Origin of the sequence: Rubrivivax soli, from assembly GCF_049810355.1 — a bacterium.
Classification (GTDB): domain Bacteria; phylum Pseudomonadota; class Gammaproteobacteria; order Burkholderiales; family Burkholderiaceae_C; genus Rubrivivax.
In genome coordinates, this window is sequence record NZ_CP187368.1 from 5,463,842 (window position 1) to 5,479,383 (window position 15,542).

At 73.1% G+C, this 15,542-nt stretch carries 15 protein-coding genes and 1 pseudogene; 12 read left to right on the forward strand and 4 right to left on the reverse strand.

What is annotated here, in order from left to right; all coding sequences use genetic code 11:
• Window positions 1-181 precede the first annotated feature (181 nt).
• Window positions 182-1,105, forward strand: coding sequence for a hypothetical protein (locus ACPOLB_RS25190; RefSeq protein WP_425258804.1), 924 nt, complete (start codon window positions 182-184; stop codon window positions 1,103-1,105).
• A gap of 46 nt (window positions 1,106-1,151) precedes the next feature.
• Window positions 1,152-3,965 (forward strand): ATP-binding protein, encoded by a 2,814-nt coding sequence (locus ACPOLB_RS25195; RefSeq protein WP_425258805.1) that lies wholly within the window; start codon window positions 1,152-1,154, stop codon window positions 3,963-3,965.
• A gap of 15 nt (window positions 3,966-3,980) precedes the next feature.
• Here ACPOLB_RS25195 and ACPOLB_RS25200 read toward each other — a convergent pair whose 3' ends face one another.
• The gene (locus ACPOLB_RS25200; protein WP_425258806.1) at window positions 3,981-4,898 is read right to left on the reverse strand and encodes an alpha/beta fold hydrolase; all 918 of its coding nucleotides are present in this window, start codon (window positions 4,896-4,898) and stop codon (window positions 3,981-3,983) included.
• A gap of 75 nt (window positions 4,899-4,973) precedes the next feature.
• On the opposite strand from ACPOLB_RS25200, the gene ACPOLB_RS25205 reads away from it, so the two are divergent.
• The 3 genes from ACPOLB_RS25205 to ACPOLB_RS25215 are packed head-to-tail and all read left to right on the forward strand — an operon-like array spanning window position 4,974 to window position 7,182.
• Window positions 4,974-5,918: an alpha/beta fold hydrolase gene (locus tag ACPOLB_RS25205; RefSeq protein ID WP_425258807.1), complete on the forward strand. Its 945-nt coding sequence runs from the start codon at window positions 4,974-4,976 to the stop codon at window positions 5,916-5,918.
• 10 nt (window positions 5,919-5,928) lie between these two features.
• On the forward strand, window positions 5,929-6,627 hold the full coding sequence (locus ACPOLB_RS25210) for a dienelactone hydrolase family protein (RefSeq protein WP_425258808.1): 699 nt from the start codon (window positions 5,929-5,931) through the stop codon (window positions 6,625-6,627).
• Between the two features lie 9 nt (window positions 6,628-6,636).
• On the forward strand, window positions 6,637-7,182 hold the full coding sequence (locus tag ACPOLB_RS25215; RefSeq protein ID WP_425258809.1) for a hypothetical protein: 546 nt from the start codon (window positions 6,637-6,639) through the stop codon (window positions 7,180-7,182).
• Window positions 7,183-7,213: 31 nt separating this feature from the next.
• On the opposite strand, the gene ACPOLB_RS25220 is transcribed toward ACPOLB_RS25215, so the two are convergent.
• Together ACPOLB_RS25220 and ACPOLB_RS25225 are read right to left on the reverse strand one after the other, a co-directional pair.
• The gene (locus ACPOLB_RS25220) at window positions 7,214-7,447 is read right to left on the reverse strand and encodes a hypothetical protein (RefSeq protein WP_425258810.1); all 234 of its coding nucleotides are present in this window, start codon (window positions 7,445-7,447) and stop codon (window positions 7,214-7,216) included.
• 44 nt (window positions 7,448-7,491) lie between these two features.
• Complete coding sequence (locus ACPOLB_RS25225) at window positions 7,492-8,928, reverse strand: patatin-like phospholipase family protein (RefSeq protein WP_425258811.1); 1,437 nt, start codon at window positions 8,926-8,928, stop codon at window positions 7,492-7,494.
• A gap of 225 nt (window positions 8,929-9,153) precedes the next feature.
• Between ACPOLB_RS25225 and ACPOLB_RS25230 the strand changes: the two genes are divergently transcribed.
• Window positions 9,154-9,633, forward strand: coding sequence for a hypothetical protein (locus ACPOLB_RS25230; RefSeq protein WP_425258812.1), 480 nt, complete (start codon window positions 9,154-9,156; stop codon window positions 9,631-9,633).
• Window positions 9,634-9,717: 84 nt separating this feature from the next.
• Here ACPOLB_RS25230 and ACPOLB_RS25235 read toward each other — a convergent pair whose 3' ends face one another.
• Window positions 9,718-10,260: a DUF4148 domain-containing protein gene (locus tag ACPOLB_RS25235; protein WP_425258813.1), complete on the reverse strand. Its 543-nt coding sequence runs from the start codon at window positions 10,258-10,260 to the stop codon at window positions 9,718-9,720.
• 363 nt (window positions 10,261-10,623) lie between these two features.
• Between ACPOLB_RS25235 and ACPOLB_RS25240 the strand changes: the two genes are divergently transcribed.
• The 6 genes and pseudogenes from ACPOLB_RS25240 to ACPOLB_RS25265 form a co-directional block, all read left to right on the forward strand.
• Window positions 10,624-12,054: a catalase gene (locus tag ACPOLB_RS25240; protein ID WP_425258814.1), complete on the forward strand. Its 1,431-nt coding sequence runs from the start codon at window positions 10,624-10,626 to the stop codon at window positions 12,052-12,054.
• 52 nt (window positions 12,055-12,106) lie between these two features.
• On the forward strand, window positions 12,107-13,093 hold the full coding sequence (locus ACPOLB_RS25245) for an alpha/beta fold hydrolase (protein WP_425258815.1): 987 nt from the start codon (window positions 12,107-12,109) through the stop codon (window positions 13,091-13,093).
• A 4-nt stretch (window positions 13,094-13,097) separates the two neighbouring features.
• Window positions 13,098-14,948, forward strand: coding sequence for an amidohydrolase (locus ACPOLB_RS25250; protein WP_425258816.1), 1,851 nt, complete (start codon window positions 13,098-13,100; stop codon window positions 14,946-14,948).
• A 31-nt stretch (window positions 14,949-14,979) separates the two neighbouring features.
• Window positions 14,980-15,150, forward strand: coding sequence for a DUF1427 family protein (locus ACPOLB_RS25255; protein WP_425258817.1), 171 nt, complete (start codon window positions 14,980-14,982; stop codon window positions 15,148-15,150).
• Window positions 15,147-15,383, forward strand: a complete 237-nt coding sequence (locus ACPOLB_RS25260; RefSeq protein WP_425258818.1) for a XapX domain-containing protein — start codon at window positions 15,147-15,149, stop codon at window positions 15,381-15,383. Before ACPOLB_RS25255 ends, ACPOLB_RS25260 begins: the two co-directional genes overlap by 4 nt.
• Window positions 15,380-15,511 (forward strand): annotated as a pseudogene (locus tag ACPOLB_RS25265) (DUF1275 family protein); the annotation flags it as partial. The gene ACPOLB_RS25260 and the pseudogene ACPOLB_RS25265, both read left to right, overlap by 4 nt.
• Window positions 15,512-15,542: the final 31 nt, after the last annotated feature.

Sequence of the window (15,542 nt, forward strand, 5' to 3'; positions counted from 1 at the left end):
CGCTTCACGAGGTTTCACCGGGATTCACGTGCCCACCGGTGCGGCGGCGCTGCCGCCGGGACGCATCGCCGCTTCGAGGCCGGTGCACTGCGGCGGTTTTCAAGGCTTTGCAAGCGACAACTTGCGACGGAGCGCATCGGACGCCGACGATGACGTCCCGCTCGTCACTGGTGGTGCCGCCATGCTCCCGCGATCCGCGACCCCGGACCTCTTCACGCCCTGGCAGCTGGGTGCGCTGGAACTGCGACACCGCGTCGTGCTGCCGGCGCTGACCCTGGGGCTCGCATTGCCGGGCGGTGCACCCGGGCCCGCCATGGTGGCCTTCTACGCGCGCCGAGCCACGCCGGGCGGGCTGGTGGTCTGCGAGGCGGCTGCCATCAACGCGGGTGAACACCTGCCGGAACGGCCCGGCCTGTACAGCGCCGAGCAGGTCAACCAATGGCGCCTGCTCACCGAAGCGGTGCACGACGCCGGCGGCCTGGCCGTGGCCCAGCTGGGGCTGCTGGGCGCCGGTGCACGCCGCTCGGAAGCGCTGCTGCAGGACCTGGGTGCCGACAGGATCGAGCAGTACCTGCTCGACTACCGCAGCGCGGCCGAGAACGCCGGCGATGCCGGCTTCGACGCCGTGGAGCTGCAGGCTTGCGACGACGCGCTGCCACTGCGGCTGCTGCACGGCGCATGTGCCGACTGCGACCCGGCGTACCGGGGGACCGTCGAATCGCGGCTGCGCTTCGTCGACCAGGCGCTGGGCAGTCTGGTCGGGGTCTGGGGCCGGGGCCGCGTCGGCCTGTGCCTGGCGCCGCGCGAGCCTGCGCAGGCGGAGGGATCGGGCGACCTGGCCGCCTACGCGCAGTTGCTGCGGGACCTCGACCGGGCCGGACTGGCGTGGCTGCACCTGGTCGAGCCGCCCGCCCCGCGATCGATGGCGGCCCTGCTGCGACCGCATTTCGCGGGCGAGTGGCTGTTCGACGGCGACGTGGACCTGCAGAGCGCCAACGCGCAGGTGCGCAGCGGCCAGGCGCAGGGCATCGCGTTCGCCCGCGGATTCCTGGGCCGCACCGACCTGGTGCCGCATCTGCGTGGCGCACTCGGCGCCGCGGGCTGAGAATCGCGCCTCTCCAACGACAGACCGCCCACCGGCCGCGGCTGCCATGAGCGACATCCAGTCTCCCCCCGGCGAAGCCTACGTCTTCGGGCAGTTCAGGCTGCTGCCCGCGCAGCGCAGCCTGCTCGACGGATCGACGGCGGTGCGCATCGGCAGCCGTGCTCTGGACGTGCTGGTGGTGCTGGTGCAGCGCGCCGGCGAAGTGGTCTCCAAGGAGGAACTGATTCGCACGGTGTGGCCCAACACGGTGATCGACGAGGCCGGCCTGCGTGTGCACATCGCGGCCCTGCGCAAGGCGCTGGCCGAGGCCCACTCGGGCGTGCGGCACATCGCCAACGTGCCGCTGCGCGGCTACTGCTTCGTGGTGCCGGTGCAGCGGCAGGCCCTGCTGCCAGCGGCCACGCCCGGTCCGCCGGCAGGCCGCGTGGCGCTGCCGAGCGCTCCGCCGCGGCTGACGCGGCTCATCGGCCGCGACGAGGCCGTTGCGGCGGCCGCGCGGACGCTGCTGCAGCGCCGCCTGGTCACGGTGGTGGGACCGGGGGGCATGGGCAAGACGTCGGTGGCGCTGGTGGCCGCCGAGCGCTGCGCGGCGTCGTTCGAGGACGGTGTGTGCTTCGTCGACCTGGCCACCGTGGCCGAAGGTGCGCTGGTGACGGTGGCGCTGGCCACGGCGCTGGGGGCGCAACTGCCCGTGCAGGATCCGGTGGGCGGCCTGCTGGCCTGGCTGACGCGACGGCGCATGCTCGTGCTGCTGGACAACTGCGAGCACGTGATCGACGCCGCCGCGCTGCTGGCCGAGCGGCTGGTCGGTGGCACGGCCGGCGTCTCGGTGCTGGCCACCAGCCGGGAGCCGCTGCGTGCGCGCGGCGAGTGGGTGCAGCGCCTCGGTTCGCTGCCATCGCCGCCCGTGTCGTCCGCGCCGGCCTACGCGGCGGCACTCGCGTACCCGGCGTTCGAGCTCTTCGTCGAGCGCGCGATGGCAAGCCTGGATGGCCTGGTCTTCGGTGACGCCGACGTGCCCGTCATCGGGCAGCTGTGCCGCAGCCTCGACGGCATGCCGCTGGCGCTGGAACTGGTGGCGGCCCGGGTCGGCATGTTCGGCCTGCGCGAGCTCGCGGAGCGGCTCGACGACCACCTGTCGCTGCCGACGCTGGGACACCGCACGGCGCTGCCGCGCCACCAGGGCCTGCGCGCCACCATGGACTGGAGCTTCGGGCTGCTGCCGCCCGACGAGCAGCGCCTGCTGGGCCGGCTGTCGGTGTTCCGCGAGCGCTTCACCATCGACGCCGCCACCGCCGTGGCCGGCGACGCCGCGACCGGCCGCCCCGTCGTCACCGCGCTGCTGATGCACCTGGTGGCGAAGTCCCTGGTGGTGGCCGAACCCGGCGAGGACATGGCGGCCTACCGCCTGCTGCAGACCACGCGCAGCTACGCCGCCGAGCGCCTGCTCGCCAGCGGTGAGCAGGGGCCGGTGCGGCGGCGGCATGCGCTGCACTGCCTCACGCTGCTCGACGCCGTCACACGCGACAGCGAGGTGCTGGTGCCCGCGCGCTGGCGCGACCGCTATGGCCGCCGGCTCGACGACGTGCGGGCTGCGCTCGACTGGGCCTTCGGCAGCGAAGGCGACGTGGAACTGGGTGTCGCGCTGCTCGCGCACTCGCCGTCGCTGTGGTTCGGCATGTCGCTGGCGCACGAATACCTGCAGCGCCTGGCGCAGGTGCCGCAGCCGCTGCCCGCCGCCTGCCGCGACGGCCCGCTCGACGTGCGCATGCACCTGGTCATCGGCCAGGTGGCGCTGGCGATCCACGGCGCCACGCCGGACGGCAGGGCCGCGCTCGAGCGCGCACGCGCGCTGTCCGGGCGCCTGGGCGAGCCGACGCTGCAGGTGCGGGCGCTGTGGAGTCTGTTCAGCCTGCACGCCCTGCGTGGCGAGTACGTGCAGGCGCGGCTGGCTGCGGAGGAGCTGGGCGAGGTGGCCCGCCGCGCCGGCGACCGCGCCTCGCTGTACGTGCACCACCGCGTGATGGCGCTGTGCCTGCACTGCCTGGGCGATCAGCGCGAGGCGCAGCGCCACGCACGCCTGGCGCTCGAGCCCGAGGCCGTGGCCCTGCAGCCCTCGCAGGGCACGCTGTTCCACCTGGACCACCGCACCGCGGCGCTCACGCAGATGGCGCGCGTGCTGTGGCTGCAGGGCCGCACGGCGCAGGCGCTGAAGGCCTGCCAGGACGCCATCGACACCGCGCGTGGCATCGACCATCCGCTGTCGCTGACCTACGCGCTGAGCTACGCGGCCTGCCCGGTGGCGCTGTGGAGCGGCCACGACCCCGCGGCCGAGGCGCTGGTCGACGAGCTGGAGCAGACGGCGCATGCGCACCACCTGGTGTTCTGGCAGTCGTGGCCGCCGCTGTTCCGGCGCGTGCTGGCGGCACGCCGCGGGGCGCCGCCGGCCGAGCCGCTGGAGCCCGGCCGCCTGCACTTCAGCCATGTGGACATGCTGCCGACGCTGCAGCCGGGCCTGGTGGACGACATCGCGGGCGAGCGCGTGCGCCAGGGCCTGAATGCCTGGTGCGCCGCCGAGATCCGGCGCGTGCGTGCGGAGTCCGCGGCGCTCGCGGGCGACAGCGCCGCCCGCGCCGAACTGGTGGGGGCCTGGACGCAGGCGGTCGAGCAGGACGCCCGCGCCTGGGCCCTGCGCTGCGCCTGCAGCCTGGCGCACGTGGCGCTGAAGCACGGGCAGGACCTCGGGCCGGCGCTGGACCGCCTGCTCGAAGCCCTGGCGGCCGTCGACGACGAGCCGGCCACGGCAGACCTGCTGCGGGCGCGCAGCCTGCGTGGCGAGCTGGAACGGGCGGCCGGCTGAGGCCGGGCCGGACCCTCAGCGCAGGAAGCGCACGACCTCGCCGCCGAAGTCGTCGGGGTACTGGAACAGGAAGCCGTGCCCGGAATCCGGGTACACCAGCAGCCGGCCTTGCGGCAGGGCCTGCGCCATCGCGTAGGAGGCGTAGGTGGACACCATGACGTCGCGGCGGCCGTTGGCGACCAGCACCGGCTGCTGGATCGCGCCCAGGCGCGGCAGCAACGAGCTGCCCTCGGCGGCGACGGCCATCGCCGACTTGAGCTGCGCCTGCCAGGCCGCGGCATCCACCGGGCGGGCGTGGGCATCGGTGCGCGCGCGCAGCCGCTGGCGGTAGGCGCGGCCCGCGGCCTGGCTGCTGGCGCTGTCCTCGAAGAACAGGAACAGGAAGTCGCCGTCGTCGTTCACCGGCTTGGTCGCCACCGACCAGATGCGCTCGGGCGCGAACGGGCCCGGTGGCGTGTCGGGCACGAAGCCGGGCCCGGAGCCGGCCACCACCAGGCGACGCAGCAGCGCGGGGTGGTCGAGCGCGAACTGCAGCGCGACGGTGCCGCCCATCGAGAAGCCCATCACGTCCACGCGTTCGTGTCCGAGCGCCTTCACGAAGCGCGCGGCGGTGGCCGCGAAGGCGCCGAGCGAGTCCTGCGGCGTGCCTTCGGAGCGCGCGAAACCCGGCTGGTCGAACATCAGCACCTGGCGCTCGGCCGCGATGCGATCGATGAGCGCCGGATCCCAGTCGTCCATCGTGCCGCGGAAGCGGTTCAGCAGCAGCAGCGGGACACCGCCGGCGGGACCGATGCTGCGGTACGCCAGGCGTGTGCCGTCCACCACGATGGAACGGGTGGGTGCCTCGATCGTGGCGCTGCCGCGGGCAGCGGCATCGGGCGGCAGCACGAACGACAGCGTGACGAGCAGGGGCATGAGGTGGTGAAGGCGCATGGGGGACTCCTGTGGGCGGGTGGGTGCAGGTGGCCGGAGAGCTTCGCGCCGCACGCGGCGCACGGCATTGCGCCAATGCCCCGGCGCGACCTACGCCTCCTGGACAGGTGCCGGCTGGCCCACCGGGCGATGCCGGGCCCCGCGCCTGCCGCGCATGCTGCGTGGCATCCCAACCCCCAGCCACGAGGACGACCGATGAGCACCTTCACCACGCGCGACGGCACGCAGATCTACTACAAGGACTGGGGCAGCGGCCAGGTGGTGAGTTTCAGCCACGGGTGGCCGCTGTCCAGCGATGCGTGGGAGGCGCAGATGTTCCACCTGGCCTCCAACGGCTATCGCGTGATCGCGCACGACCGGCGGGGCCACGGGCGCTCGAGCCAGCCGTGGCACGGCAACGACATGGACACGTACGCGGACGACCTGCACGAGCTGTTCACGGCGCTGGACCTGAAGGGCGTGACGATGGTCGGCCACTCCACGGGGGGCGGCGAGGTGGCGCGCTACATCGGGCGCCACGGCACGCGGCGCGTGGCGCGCGCGGTGCTGATGGGGGCGGTGCCGCCGATCATGGTCAAGAGCCCGAACAACCCCGTGGGGCTGCCGCAGGAGGTGTTCGACGGCTTCCGCCAGGCCTACCTGGCCGACCGCGCGCAGTTTTTCCTGGAGGTGGCCAGCGGACCGTTCTTCAACTTCAACCGGCCCGGGGCGAAGGTCTCGCAGGGGCTGATCCAGTCGTGGTGGCGGCAGGGGATGATGTCCGGGCACAAGAACGCCTACGACTGCATCAAGGCCTTCTCGGAGACCGACTTCACCGACGACCTGAAGAGGTTCGACGTGCCCACGCTGATCGTGCATGGCGACGACGACCAGATCGTGCCGATCCAGGGCTCGGCGCTGCTGTCGGCCCGGCTGGTCAAGGGCGCCACGCTGAAGGTCTACAAGGGCGGCTCGCACAGCCTGGGCGACACCGCCAAGGACGCGCTCAACGCCGACCTGCTCGCCTTTGTCCGGTCCTGAGAGGCGCAGCATGGGAGAACGCATCCGCATCGACGTGGCCGACGGCACGTTCGGCGCCTACCTCGCCCGCCCCGACGCCACGGCCCCCGCGCCGGCGGTGGTGGTGGCGCAGGAGATCTTCGGCATCAACGCCGACATGCGCGCCACCTGCGACGAGCTGGCGGCGCAGGGCTTCCTGGCCCTGTGCCCGGACCTGTTCTGGCGCCAGGAGCCCGGCGTGGAGCTCTCGGCGTTCGACGACGCCGAGTGGCAGCGCGGCCTGGCGCTGTACCAGGCCTTCGACTTCGACCGCGGTGTCGACGACCTGGCCGGTGCGCTCGCTGCCGCGCGCGCGCTGCCGGGCGCCAGCGGGCGCGTCGGCCTGATGGGCTTCTGCATGGGCGGGCTGCTGACCTACCTGACCGCGGCGCGGCGCGGTGTGGACGCGGGTGTCGCCTACTACGGCGGCGGCACCGAGCGCCACCTCGGGGAGGCCGCCGGACTCGACAGCCCCCTGCTGGTCCACCTGGCCGAGGAGGACGAGTTCATCGACCCGCCGGCGCAGGCCGCCATCCGCGACGTGCTGGGCCCGAAGCCGGGTGTGCGCATCCACAGCTATGCGGGCTGCAACCACGCCTTCGCGCGCCACAGCGGCGCGCACCACGACGCCGCAGCGGCACGGCTCGCGCAATCGCGCACGCTGGCCTTCCTGCACGGGCACCTGGACTGAGCCGCCCCGATGACCGGCGCGGGGCTCCGGCCGTTCGCCTTCGTCGACGAAGCCCTGGCGCCCTGCGCTGCCGTGCTGGGCCCGGATCGACAGGGCTACCGCAACCATGTGCAGCGCGTGCTGCACCACTTCGTGGCCCTGTCGGGCGGCGAGGCGGCCGTGCCGCTGGCCGTGGAGGTGGCGGCGCCGCTGCACGACCTGGGCATCTGGACGGCGCGCAGCTTCGACTACATCGAGCCCTCGGTGGACCTGGCGCTGCAGCGGCTGCTACGGATCGGGCGGGACGACCTGCGCGACGAGGTGGCGCTCCTGATCCGCGAGCACCACCGCATCGGCCGCTACAGGGGCGTGCATGCGACGACGGTGGAGAACTACAGGCGCGCGGACTGGATCGACGTGTCGCTGGGCGTGCTGCGCTTCGGGCTGCCACTCGCGCACGTGCGTGCGGTCCGCCGTGCCTTCCCCGACGCGGGCTTCCATGCCCGCCTGGCGCAGCTGACGCTGCGGCAGTGCCTGCGCACGCCCTGGCGGCCGTTGCCGATGGTGCACTGGTAGCCCTGGCCGGCCGGGCAGGACCCGCCGGGTCTCAGGCCATGGGTGCCGGCGGCACGCAGGCGCACAGCAGCCGGTCGCCGGACCGGTCGGCTGACCGGCCGTTGCCGTGCGACCCGGGCGCGGCGGCGGCGCCGGGGGCAGGCCCCTGCCATCGCGCATCCGGACAGGGTTCGACGGTGGTGCAGGCGCCGACGCACAGTGCCAGCGCCCCGGCCAGGGCCAGGGCCAGCATGCGGTGCGATCGGCAGGGGGAATGCGTGCGCATCGGGGGATCCTCCGGGATGGGCATCGCCGCGGCGTGCCGGGGTTTCAGAAGGCGGCCAGCGCCGTGTTCCGCGCAGGCTCGCCGGTCACGGCGCGCAGCAGGCGCAACCACTCGGGGTGCTGAACCACCTCTTCGCGCACGAAACGGCGGATCAGCGCGAGGTCGGCCGCGGCGATGCGCAGGCCCGTCGGCACCTGCTGCAGCGCCGCGGCCAGTGCCGGGTCGCGTGCCTGCGCCAGGTTGATCTCGATGACGTGGAAGTCGTCGGGCTGGCCGCGGCCCCCGGGGCCGGCCGCGGCGCGCAGGTCGTGCTGCCACTGGCGCACGGTCTTGCCCAGCATCTGCACGCTGGCATCGGCGTGGCGGTCGATCGGCACGTGCACGATGCTGCGCAGCTGCCGCAACAGACCCGGCGTGTGCGGTGTCTCGTCCTCGGGCTGGTCCGGGTTGACCTGCGCATTGACGACGATGATCACGCGCTTGCGCACGCCCACGAGCCGGCTCACCCGCGCCGTGCGCTGCAGGCCACCGTGCACGGCCACGTTGTCGAGCACGGCGCTCAGGCCGGTGTTGTCGGCCAGGCCGCCGTCGACGAGGTGGATGTACCGGCTCGTCGCCGCACGCCCCGGCACCGGGACCAGCGCGCGCCCGGGCGGACACTGCGCCGCGTGGTTCCAGACGGTGATCGGCGACAGCAGCACCGGCACCGCCATCGAGGCCGCCACGGCCCGCGCCAGCGGGAAGGCGTCGAGGTCGGAGCACAGGTGGTCGAACTGGTCCTGCGTGAACTCGAAGCGCTCGCCATGGCGCATGTCGGTGGCGTTGATGTAGACCATGGGGCGCCGGCGTGGCAGGTCGCCATAGCGCCGGCCCTGGAACACATGCGCGTCGAGCACTTCCTGCAGCAAGTCGCCGCGCCCGAAGGTCTTCGAGCCCTGTCGCCACAGTCCCGACGGCGACAAGGTGTGCTGCACCAGGGCCGCCTGCAGGTCGGTGGCCAGCACGCGGTCCGGGAACTCGGTGACGAAGCGCTCGGGCTCGGCGGCGTAGAAGGCCGCCGCGAGGCTGCCGCCCGACACGGCGGAGATGAGGTCCAGCTCCTGCAGCAGCGTGGTGTCGTGCCCATCCCAGCTGAGCGGCGTCTCGGCCATCAAGGCCATCACCGCATGCGCCAGCGCGGCGGCGCGGTAGCCGCCGCCGGAGAGCGTGAGCACCACCAGCAGGCTGTCGGTGTTGTTCACGGCCTCGAGGTGGCGCAGGCTGTAGCCGGCCGCGGGCGCGGCGCTGTCGCGCTGCGGAGCGTTGACGAGGTAGTGGGCCGACGAGCAGCCGGCACCCGCCGCAGCCAGCAGCACGGCGGCTGCCAGTCCGGCCACGCGGCCGCGCAGCCCGGGGGCGCGGGCGTCGCCGCCGGCGCCGGCCGGGCACCGGCGCGCCCTGGGTGAGGCGCGGGCCGTCGAGTGTGCACGCGGGTCGGTCATGGTGCAGACAGCCTAACGACCAGGCTGCGCAGCCGCGGCCCTCCTTGGCCGGGACCGCGCCCTGGACTTCCGCAGCCACGCACCCCTTGCCCAAAGGTGCAGCCGGCGTCGGCCTTCCGGGGAGGGGACGGGCTACCACGCAGGCGCGATGCCGGAACCCGTGCCGCCTCGCACAGTGGGCTGGAGCCGGACGTCGGCTCTGCCAGACCAGCAGGAGATCGTGCCATGTCCGCCACCACCACCCCCGACCGAGCCCATCCCGACACGGGCGCCCGCGCGGCGCCGCCGGCATGGGCGCCCGTGGCCGCCACCACCTTGAAGGCGGTGCTGCGGCGCTACCAGCAGCAGGGCGGGCTGGCCGGTGGCGACGAGGTGTCCAGCCGCCTGCGCGGCGTGGTCGAGCAGCCGATCTCGACCCTGGCGCGCTGGATCGTCGCGCGCGAGGTCGTGGTGCTGCCGTGCGAATCGGTGCTGCTGCTGCTGCTGCCGCTGTTCCAGTTCGACTTCCGTGCCGGCCGCGTGCTGCCTGCGGTGAGCGCGGCGCTCTCCGAGCTGCGCCCGGTGTTCGACGACTGGGATCTCGCCTCGTGGTTCGCCACGCCGAACGTGCTGCTCGACGCTGCGGCCCCGATGCAGTGCCTGCTGCACGATCCGGCCGCCGTGGTCGAGGCCGCGCGCACCGACCGCTTCATCGCCGCGGGCTGAGGCCCCGGATGCCGCCGCGCAATGCAACGAGCGCGGCGCCGCCGGGTGGCGACGCCGCGCTCGTTGCGCGGACGGGGCGGTGGGTCAGCGTGCGGCGGCCACGGTGCTGCCGTGCTGCGCCACCGGGGTCTTGGCGGCGGCCAGATGCTGCGCGCGGACTGCGGCATAGGCCTGCGGATGGGCCTCGGCCAGCGTGCGGCTGTCTTCGCCGGCGGGCATGTCGCCCAGGCGCCTGGCGGTCGCGAGCTCGGCCTTGACCTCGTCGCGCGTCTTGGCGAACAGCGCCGGGCGGGCGGCGAAACGGTGCGGTGCGAGCTCGGCCTCGGTCAGGCCGGTCTCGCCTGCCAGCGTCATGCTGCCATCGGCGCGTGCCTGCTCGAGCTCGCGGCGGACCTGCTGCCGCGACTTCGGCGCCGGAGCCGCCGGCTCGGCCGGGTACAGGCCGGGGAACTTGTCGCGCATGCGCAGGCCGGTCTCGCCGCCGGTGCGCAGGTCGCCGTTGCGACGCGCTTCCGCGAGTTCGGCCCTGACCTGCTCGCGGGTGAGGCCGCCTTCCTGGGAGAGCGCGGGGTTGCCGAACAACGTGGCCGCGGCGAGTGCGATGCTGAGGGTGCGCAGGGAGTTCATGACGTGGACCTTCCAGGGAGTTGGGGGGCAGACACCGGCTGGTGCCTGTAGGTCCACTGTCGGTTGCACAGGCCTTGGCCGCATCGGTCGCGAGACCCGCTGCGCAGTGCTTCGGGGGCAGGGCCCGCCGCTTGCGCGGGGGGGGCGGCGGGGGCTTGGTCCTTGGTGGTAGAGCGGCCCGCATGCGGCAGGCGCCGTCCGCCGGCGGACCCGGCCCCGGGACCTCGACCGAAGGGAATAGCCGCTCCTGCCTTGAACGGACAGCCGCCCCTTGGCCTTGCGTGAGATGGCCCCGCGGGTGCGACGCGGCAACCTGATCACAGGGCGGCGACGGTCGCCCCACCCACGACACGAGGAACCCCCATGGAGAAGCTCACCCATGCCACCGGCGCGCCGGTCGTCGACAACCAGAACATCCAGACCGCCGGTCCGCGCGGCCCGGCGCTGCTGCAGGACATCTGGCTCATCGAGAAGCTCGCGCACTTCGACCGCGAGGTGATCCCCGAGCGTCGCATGCACGCCAAGGGCTCCGGCGCCTACGGGACCTTCACGGTCACGCACGACATCTCCCGCCACACCAGGGCCCGGCTGTTCTCGGCAGTGGGCAAGCGGACCGAGGTCTTCGTGCGCTTCTCCACCGTGGCCGGAGAACGCGGTGCCGCCGATGCCGAGCGCGACATCCGCGGCTTCGCGGTCAAGTTCTACACCGAGGAAGGCAACTGGGACCTGGTGGGCAACAACACGCCAGTGTTCTTCATGCGCGACCCGCTGCGCTTCCCCGACCTCAACCATGCCGTGAAGCGGGATCCGCGCAGCAACCTGCGCAGCGCGCAGAACAACTGGGACTTCTGGACCGGCCTGCCGGAGGCGCTGCACCAGGTCACCTACGTGATGGGCGACCGCGGCCTGCCGGCGAGCTACCGCCACATGCACGGCTTCGGCAGCCACACCTTCAGCTTCGTCAATGCCGCGGGCCGCCGCCAGTGGGTCAAGTTCACGCTCAAGACGCAGCAGGGCATCCGCAACCTCACCGACGACCAGGCCGCGGCGCTGGTCGCGCAGGACCGCGAGAGCTCGCAGCGCGACCTGTTTGATGCCATCGAGCGCGGCGAGTACCCGCGCTGGACGCTGTACGTGCAGCTGATGTCCGAGGAGGAGGCGGCCGGGCTGCCCTTCAACCCCTTCGACCTGACCAAGGTCTGGCCGCGGGCGGCCTTTCCGCTCGTGGAGGTGGGAACGCTCGAGCTCGACCGCAACCCCGAGAACTACTTTGCCGAGGTCGAGCAGGCGGCCTTCTCGCCGGCCAACGTGGTGCCCGGCATCGGCTTCTCGCCCGACAAGATGCTGCAGGCGCGGCTGTTCTCCTACGGCGACACGCAGCGCTACCGGCTCGGCGTCAACTTCCACCAGATCCCGGTCAACGCGCCGCGCTGTCCGGTCCACGCCTACCACCGCGACGGCGCGATGCGCGTCGACGGCAACCAGGGCGGCACCATCGGCTATGTGCCGAACGACCGCGGCGAGTGGCAGGACCAGCGCGCGCTCGCCGAGCCGGCGCTGCCGCTGGACGGTTCGGTCCGGCACTGGCCGGCGCAGGACGACGACGACTTCTCGCAGCCCGGCGCGCTCTTCAGGCTGATGCAGCCCGACGAACGCCAGCGGCTGTTCGAGAACACCGCCCGTTCGCTCTGGGGTGCCAGCGACGCGGTGCGGCAGCGCCACATCGCCCACTGCCACCGGGCCGACCCGGCCTACGGGGCCGGCGTCGCCGCGGCGCTGGCGCACCGGGGCTGATGCCGCTCGTCCCCATCCTGCCATCCCGTCCACCCGATCCAGGAGCCCAGCCATGAAGCCCACGACCTACGCCTTCGACTTCCTCACGCGCCGGCGCATGCTGCTGGCCGGTGCCGGCCTCGCGGCCACCATCGGCCAGCCCGCGCTGGCCGAGACCCCGCCACGGGAGCGCCGCAGCGGCGCGCCGGCCCGCGACTCCGCAGCCCGGCGTGGCGGCGGCACCTTCACGACGCGCGACGGCACGCAGATCTACTACAAGGACTGGGGCAGCGGCCCGGTGGTGAGTTTCAGCCACGGGTGGCCGCTGTCCAGCGATGCGTGGGAGGCGCAGATGTTCCACCTGGCCTCCAACGGCTATCGCGTGATCGCGCACGACCGGCGGGGCCACGGGCGCTCGAGCCAGCCGTGGCACGGCAACGACATGGACACGTACGCGGACGACCTGCACGAGCTGTTCACGGCGCTGGACCTGAAGGGCGTGACGATGGTCGGCCACTCCACGGGGGGCGGCGAGGTGGCGCGCTACATCGGGCGCCACGGCACGCGGCGCGTGGCGCGCGCGGTGCTGATGGGGGCGGTGCCGCCGATCATGGTCAAGAGCCCGAACAACCCCGTGGGGCTGCCGCAGGAGGTGTTCGACGGCTTCCGCCAGGCCTACCTGGCCGACCGCGCGCAGTTTTTCCTGGAGGTGGCCAGCGGACCGTTCTTCAACTTCAACCGGCCCGGGGCGAAGGTCTCGCAGGGGCTGATCCAGTCGTGGTGGCGGCAGGGGATGATGTCCGGGCACAAGAACGCCTACGACTGCATCAAGGCCTTCTCGGAGACCGACTTCACCGACGACCTGAAGAAGTTCGACGTGCCCACGCTGATCGTGCATGGCGACGACGACCAGATCGTGCCGATCCAGGGCTCGGCGCTGCTGTCGGCCCAGCTGGTCAAGGGCGCCACGCTGAAGGTCTACAAGGGCGGCTCGCACAGCCTGGGCGACACCGCCAAGGACGCGCTCAACGCCGACCTGCTCGCCTTCGCGCGCGCCTGATGCCATGAACACCGCCGTCGATGCACTGTTCCACAACGGCCGCTTCACCACGCTCGACCGCGGGCAACCCGAGGTCGGCGCGGTGGCGGTGCGTGAAGGGCGCCTGGTGGCACTGGGCGACCGTGCGTCGCTGCACGCGCTGGTCGGGCCGCAGACCCTGCAGGTGGACCTGGGCGGCCGGCGCGTGCTGCCCGGGCTCAACGACAGCCACACCCACCTGATCCGCGCCGGCCTCAACCACAACCTCGAGTTGCGCTGGGACGGTGTGCCGACGCTGGCCGACGCGATGGCGATGCTGCGCGATCAGGCTCGGCGCACCCCGCCGCCGCAGTGGGTGCGCGTGGTCGGCGGCTTCAGCGAGTTCCAGTTCGCCGAGCGCCGGCTGCCCACGCTCGACGAGGTGAACGCGGTGGCGCCCGAGACGCCGGTGTTCATCCTCCATCTCTACGACCGCGCGCTGCTCAATGCGGCCGCGCTGCGGGCCGTGGGCTACACGCGCGACACGCCCGACCCGCCCGGTGCCGAGATCCAGCGCGACGCGCGCGGCAACCCCACCGGGCTGCTGGTGGCGCGACCGAACGCGATGATCCTCTACGCCACGCTGGCCAAGGGCCCGCGCCTGGCGCCCGAGGACCAGCGCAACTCGACCCGCCTGTACATGCGCGAGCTCAACCGGCTCGGCATCACCTCCGTCATCGACGCCGGCGGCGGCTTCCAGAACTACCCCGACGACTACGACATCGTCGGCGGACTCGCGCGCGACGGCGAACTGACGGTGCGGGTGGCCTACAACCTGTTCACCCAGCGCCCGCAGCACGAGCGCGAGGACTTCCTGCGCTGGGCCTCGATGGTGAGCCCCGGCGACGGCGACGCCTTCCTGCGCCACAACGGCGCCGGCGAGATGCTGGTCTTCTCGGCCGCCGACTTCGAGGACTTCCGCGAGCCGCGGCCGGATCTGCCCGCGCGCATGGAAGACGACCTGCTCGGGGTGGCGCGCGTGCTGGCCGAACGGCGCTGGCCCTTCCGCATCCATGCCACCTACGACGAGTCGATCACGCGCATGCTCGATGTCTTCGAGCAGGTGCACCGTGAACACCCGCTCACGGGCCTGCACTGGGCCATCGACCACGCCGAGACGATCGGCCCGCGCAACATCGAGCGCGTCCGTGCGCTGGGTGGCGGCATCGCGATCCAGCACCGCATGGCCTACCAGGGCGAACGCTTCGTGGAGCGCTACGGTGCGGCCGCCGCGGCACGCACGCCGCCCGTGCGCGAGATCCTGGCCGCGGGCGTCCCGCTGGGCATGGGCACCGATGCCACGCGCGTGGCCAGCTACAACCCCTGGATCGGCCTGCACTGGCTGCTCAGCGGGCAGACCGTCGGCGGCCTGGTGCTCACGCCCGAGGCCGAGCACCTCGACCGCGAGACCGCGCTGCGCCTGTACACCGAAGGCAGCGCCTGGTTCTCGGGCGAGGAGGCGCACAAGGGCCGCCTCGCAGCCGGCATGCTGGCCGACTTCTTCGTGCCCAGCGAGGACTACTTCAGCGTGCCGCTGGAACGTGTCAAGACCCTGAGCTCGCTGCTCACGGTGGTCGGCGGGCGCGTCGTGCACGGCGATGGCGACTTCGCGGCGCTCGCGCCACCGTGGCCGGTGGCCAGCCCCGACTGGTCGCCCGCGGCGCACGACAGCGGCCGGTACCGCCGCTGGCAGCCCGCGGCAGCGGCTGCGGCCTGTTGCAGCCAGCCCTGCACGGTGCACGGGCATCGCCACGCCTTCGTGGCCACGCGCAGCGCGCCGCCCGTGTCCGACCGCGCTTCCTTCTGGGGCGCGCTCGGTTGCGCCTGCGCGTTCTGACCCTTCGACCCCTTGAACAGGACGCTCGACCATGCCCGAGCTGATGATCTCGCTGGCACTCGGCCTGGCCATCGGCGGCGCCTGCCGCTGGTTCGACCTGCCGCTGCCGGCTCCCCCACGTCTGGTGGGTGCCTTGCTCGTGGTGGCGATGACCGGCGGCTTCGTCGGTGCCGACTGGTTGCTCGATGGAGCGCTGCGATGAACACGCAGCGCCTGAAGGTCGCCATCGGCCTGCTGCTCGGCGTGGCGCTGGGCGCGCTGTGCCGCGCCTTCGGCCTGCCCGCACCGGCGCCGCCGGCGCTGGCCGGCGCGCTGCTGGTGGTCGCGATGACGCTGGGCTACCTCGGCGTGGGCCGCTGGTGCGCGCAGCGCGAGGCGCGCAACCGCCCCCTGTGCGGCGGCCCCGACGGGAGCACGGTCAAGGCCGGGCCGTGAGGCACTGGCTCGCAGCAGGTCTGGCCTTCGTGGTCGGCTTCGTCGACACGCTGGGCTTCATCGCGCTGTTCGGCCTCTTCACGGCGCACGTCACGGGCAACTTCGTGCTCCACGGGCTGGCGCTGAGCTGGTGGTGCATGTCGTCGATCACCTGGCGGG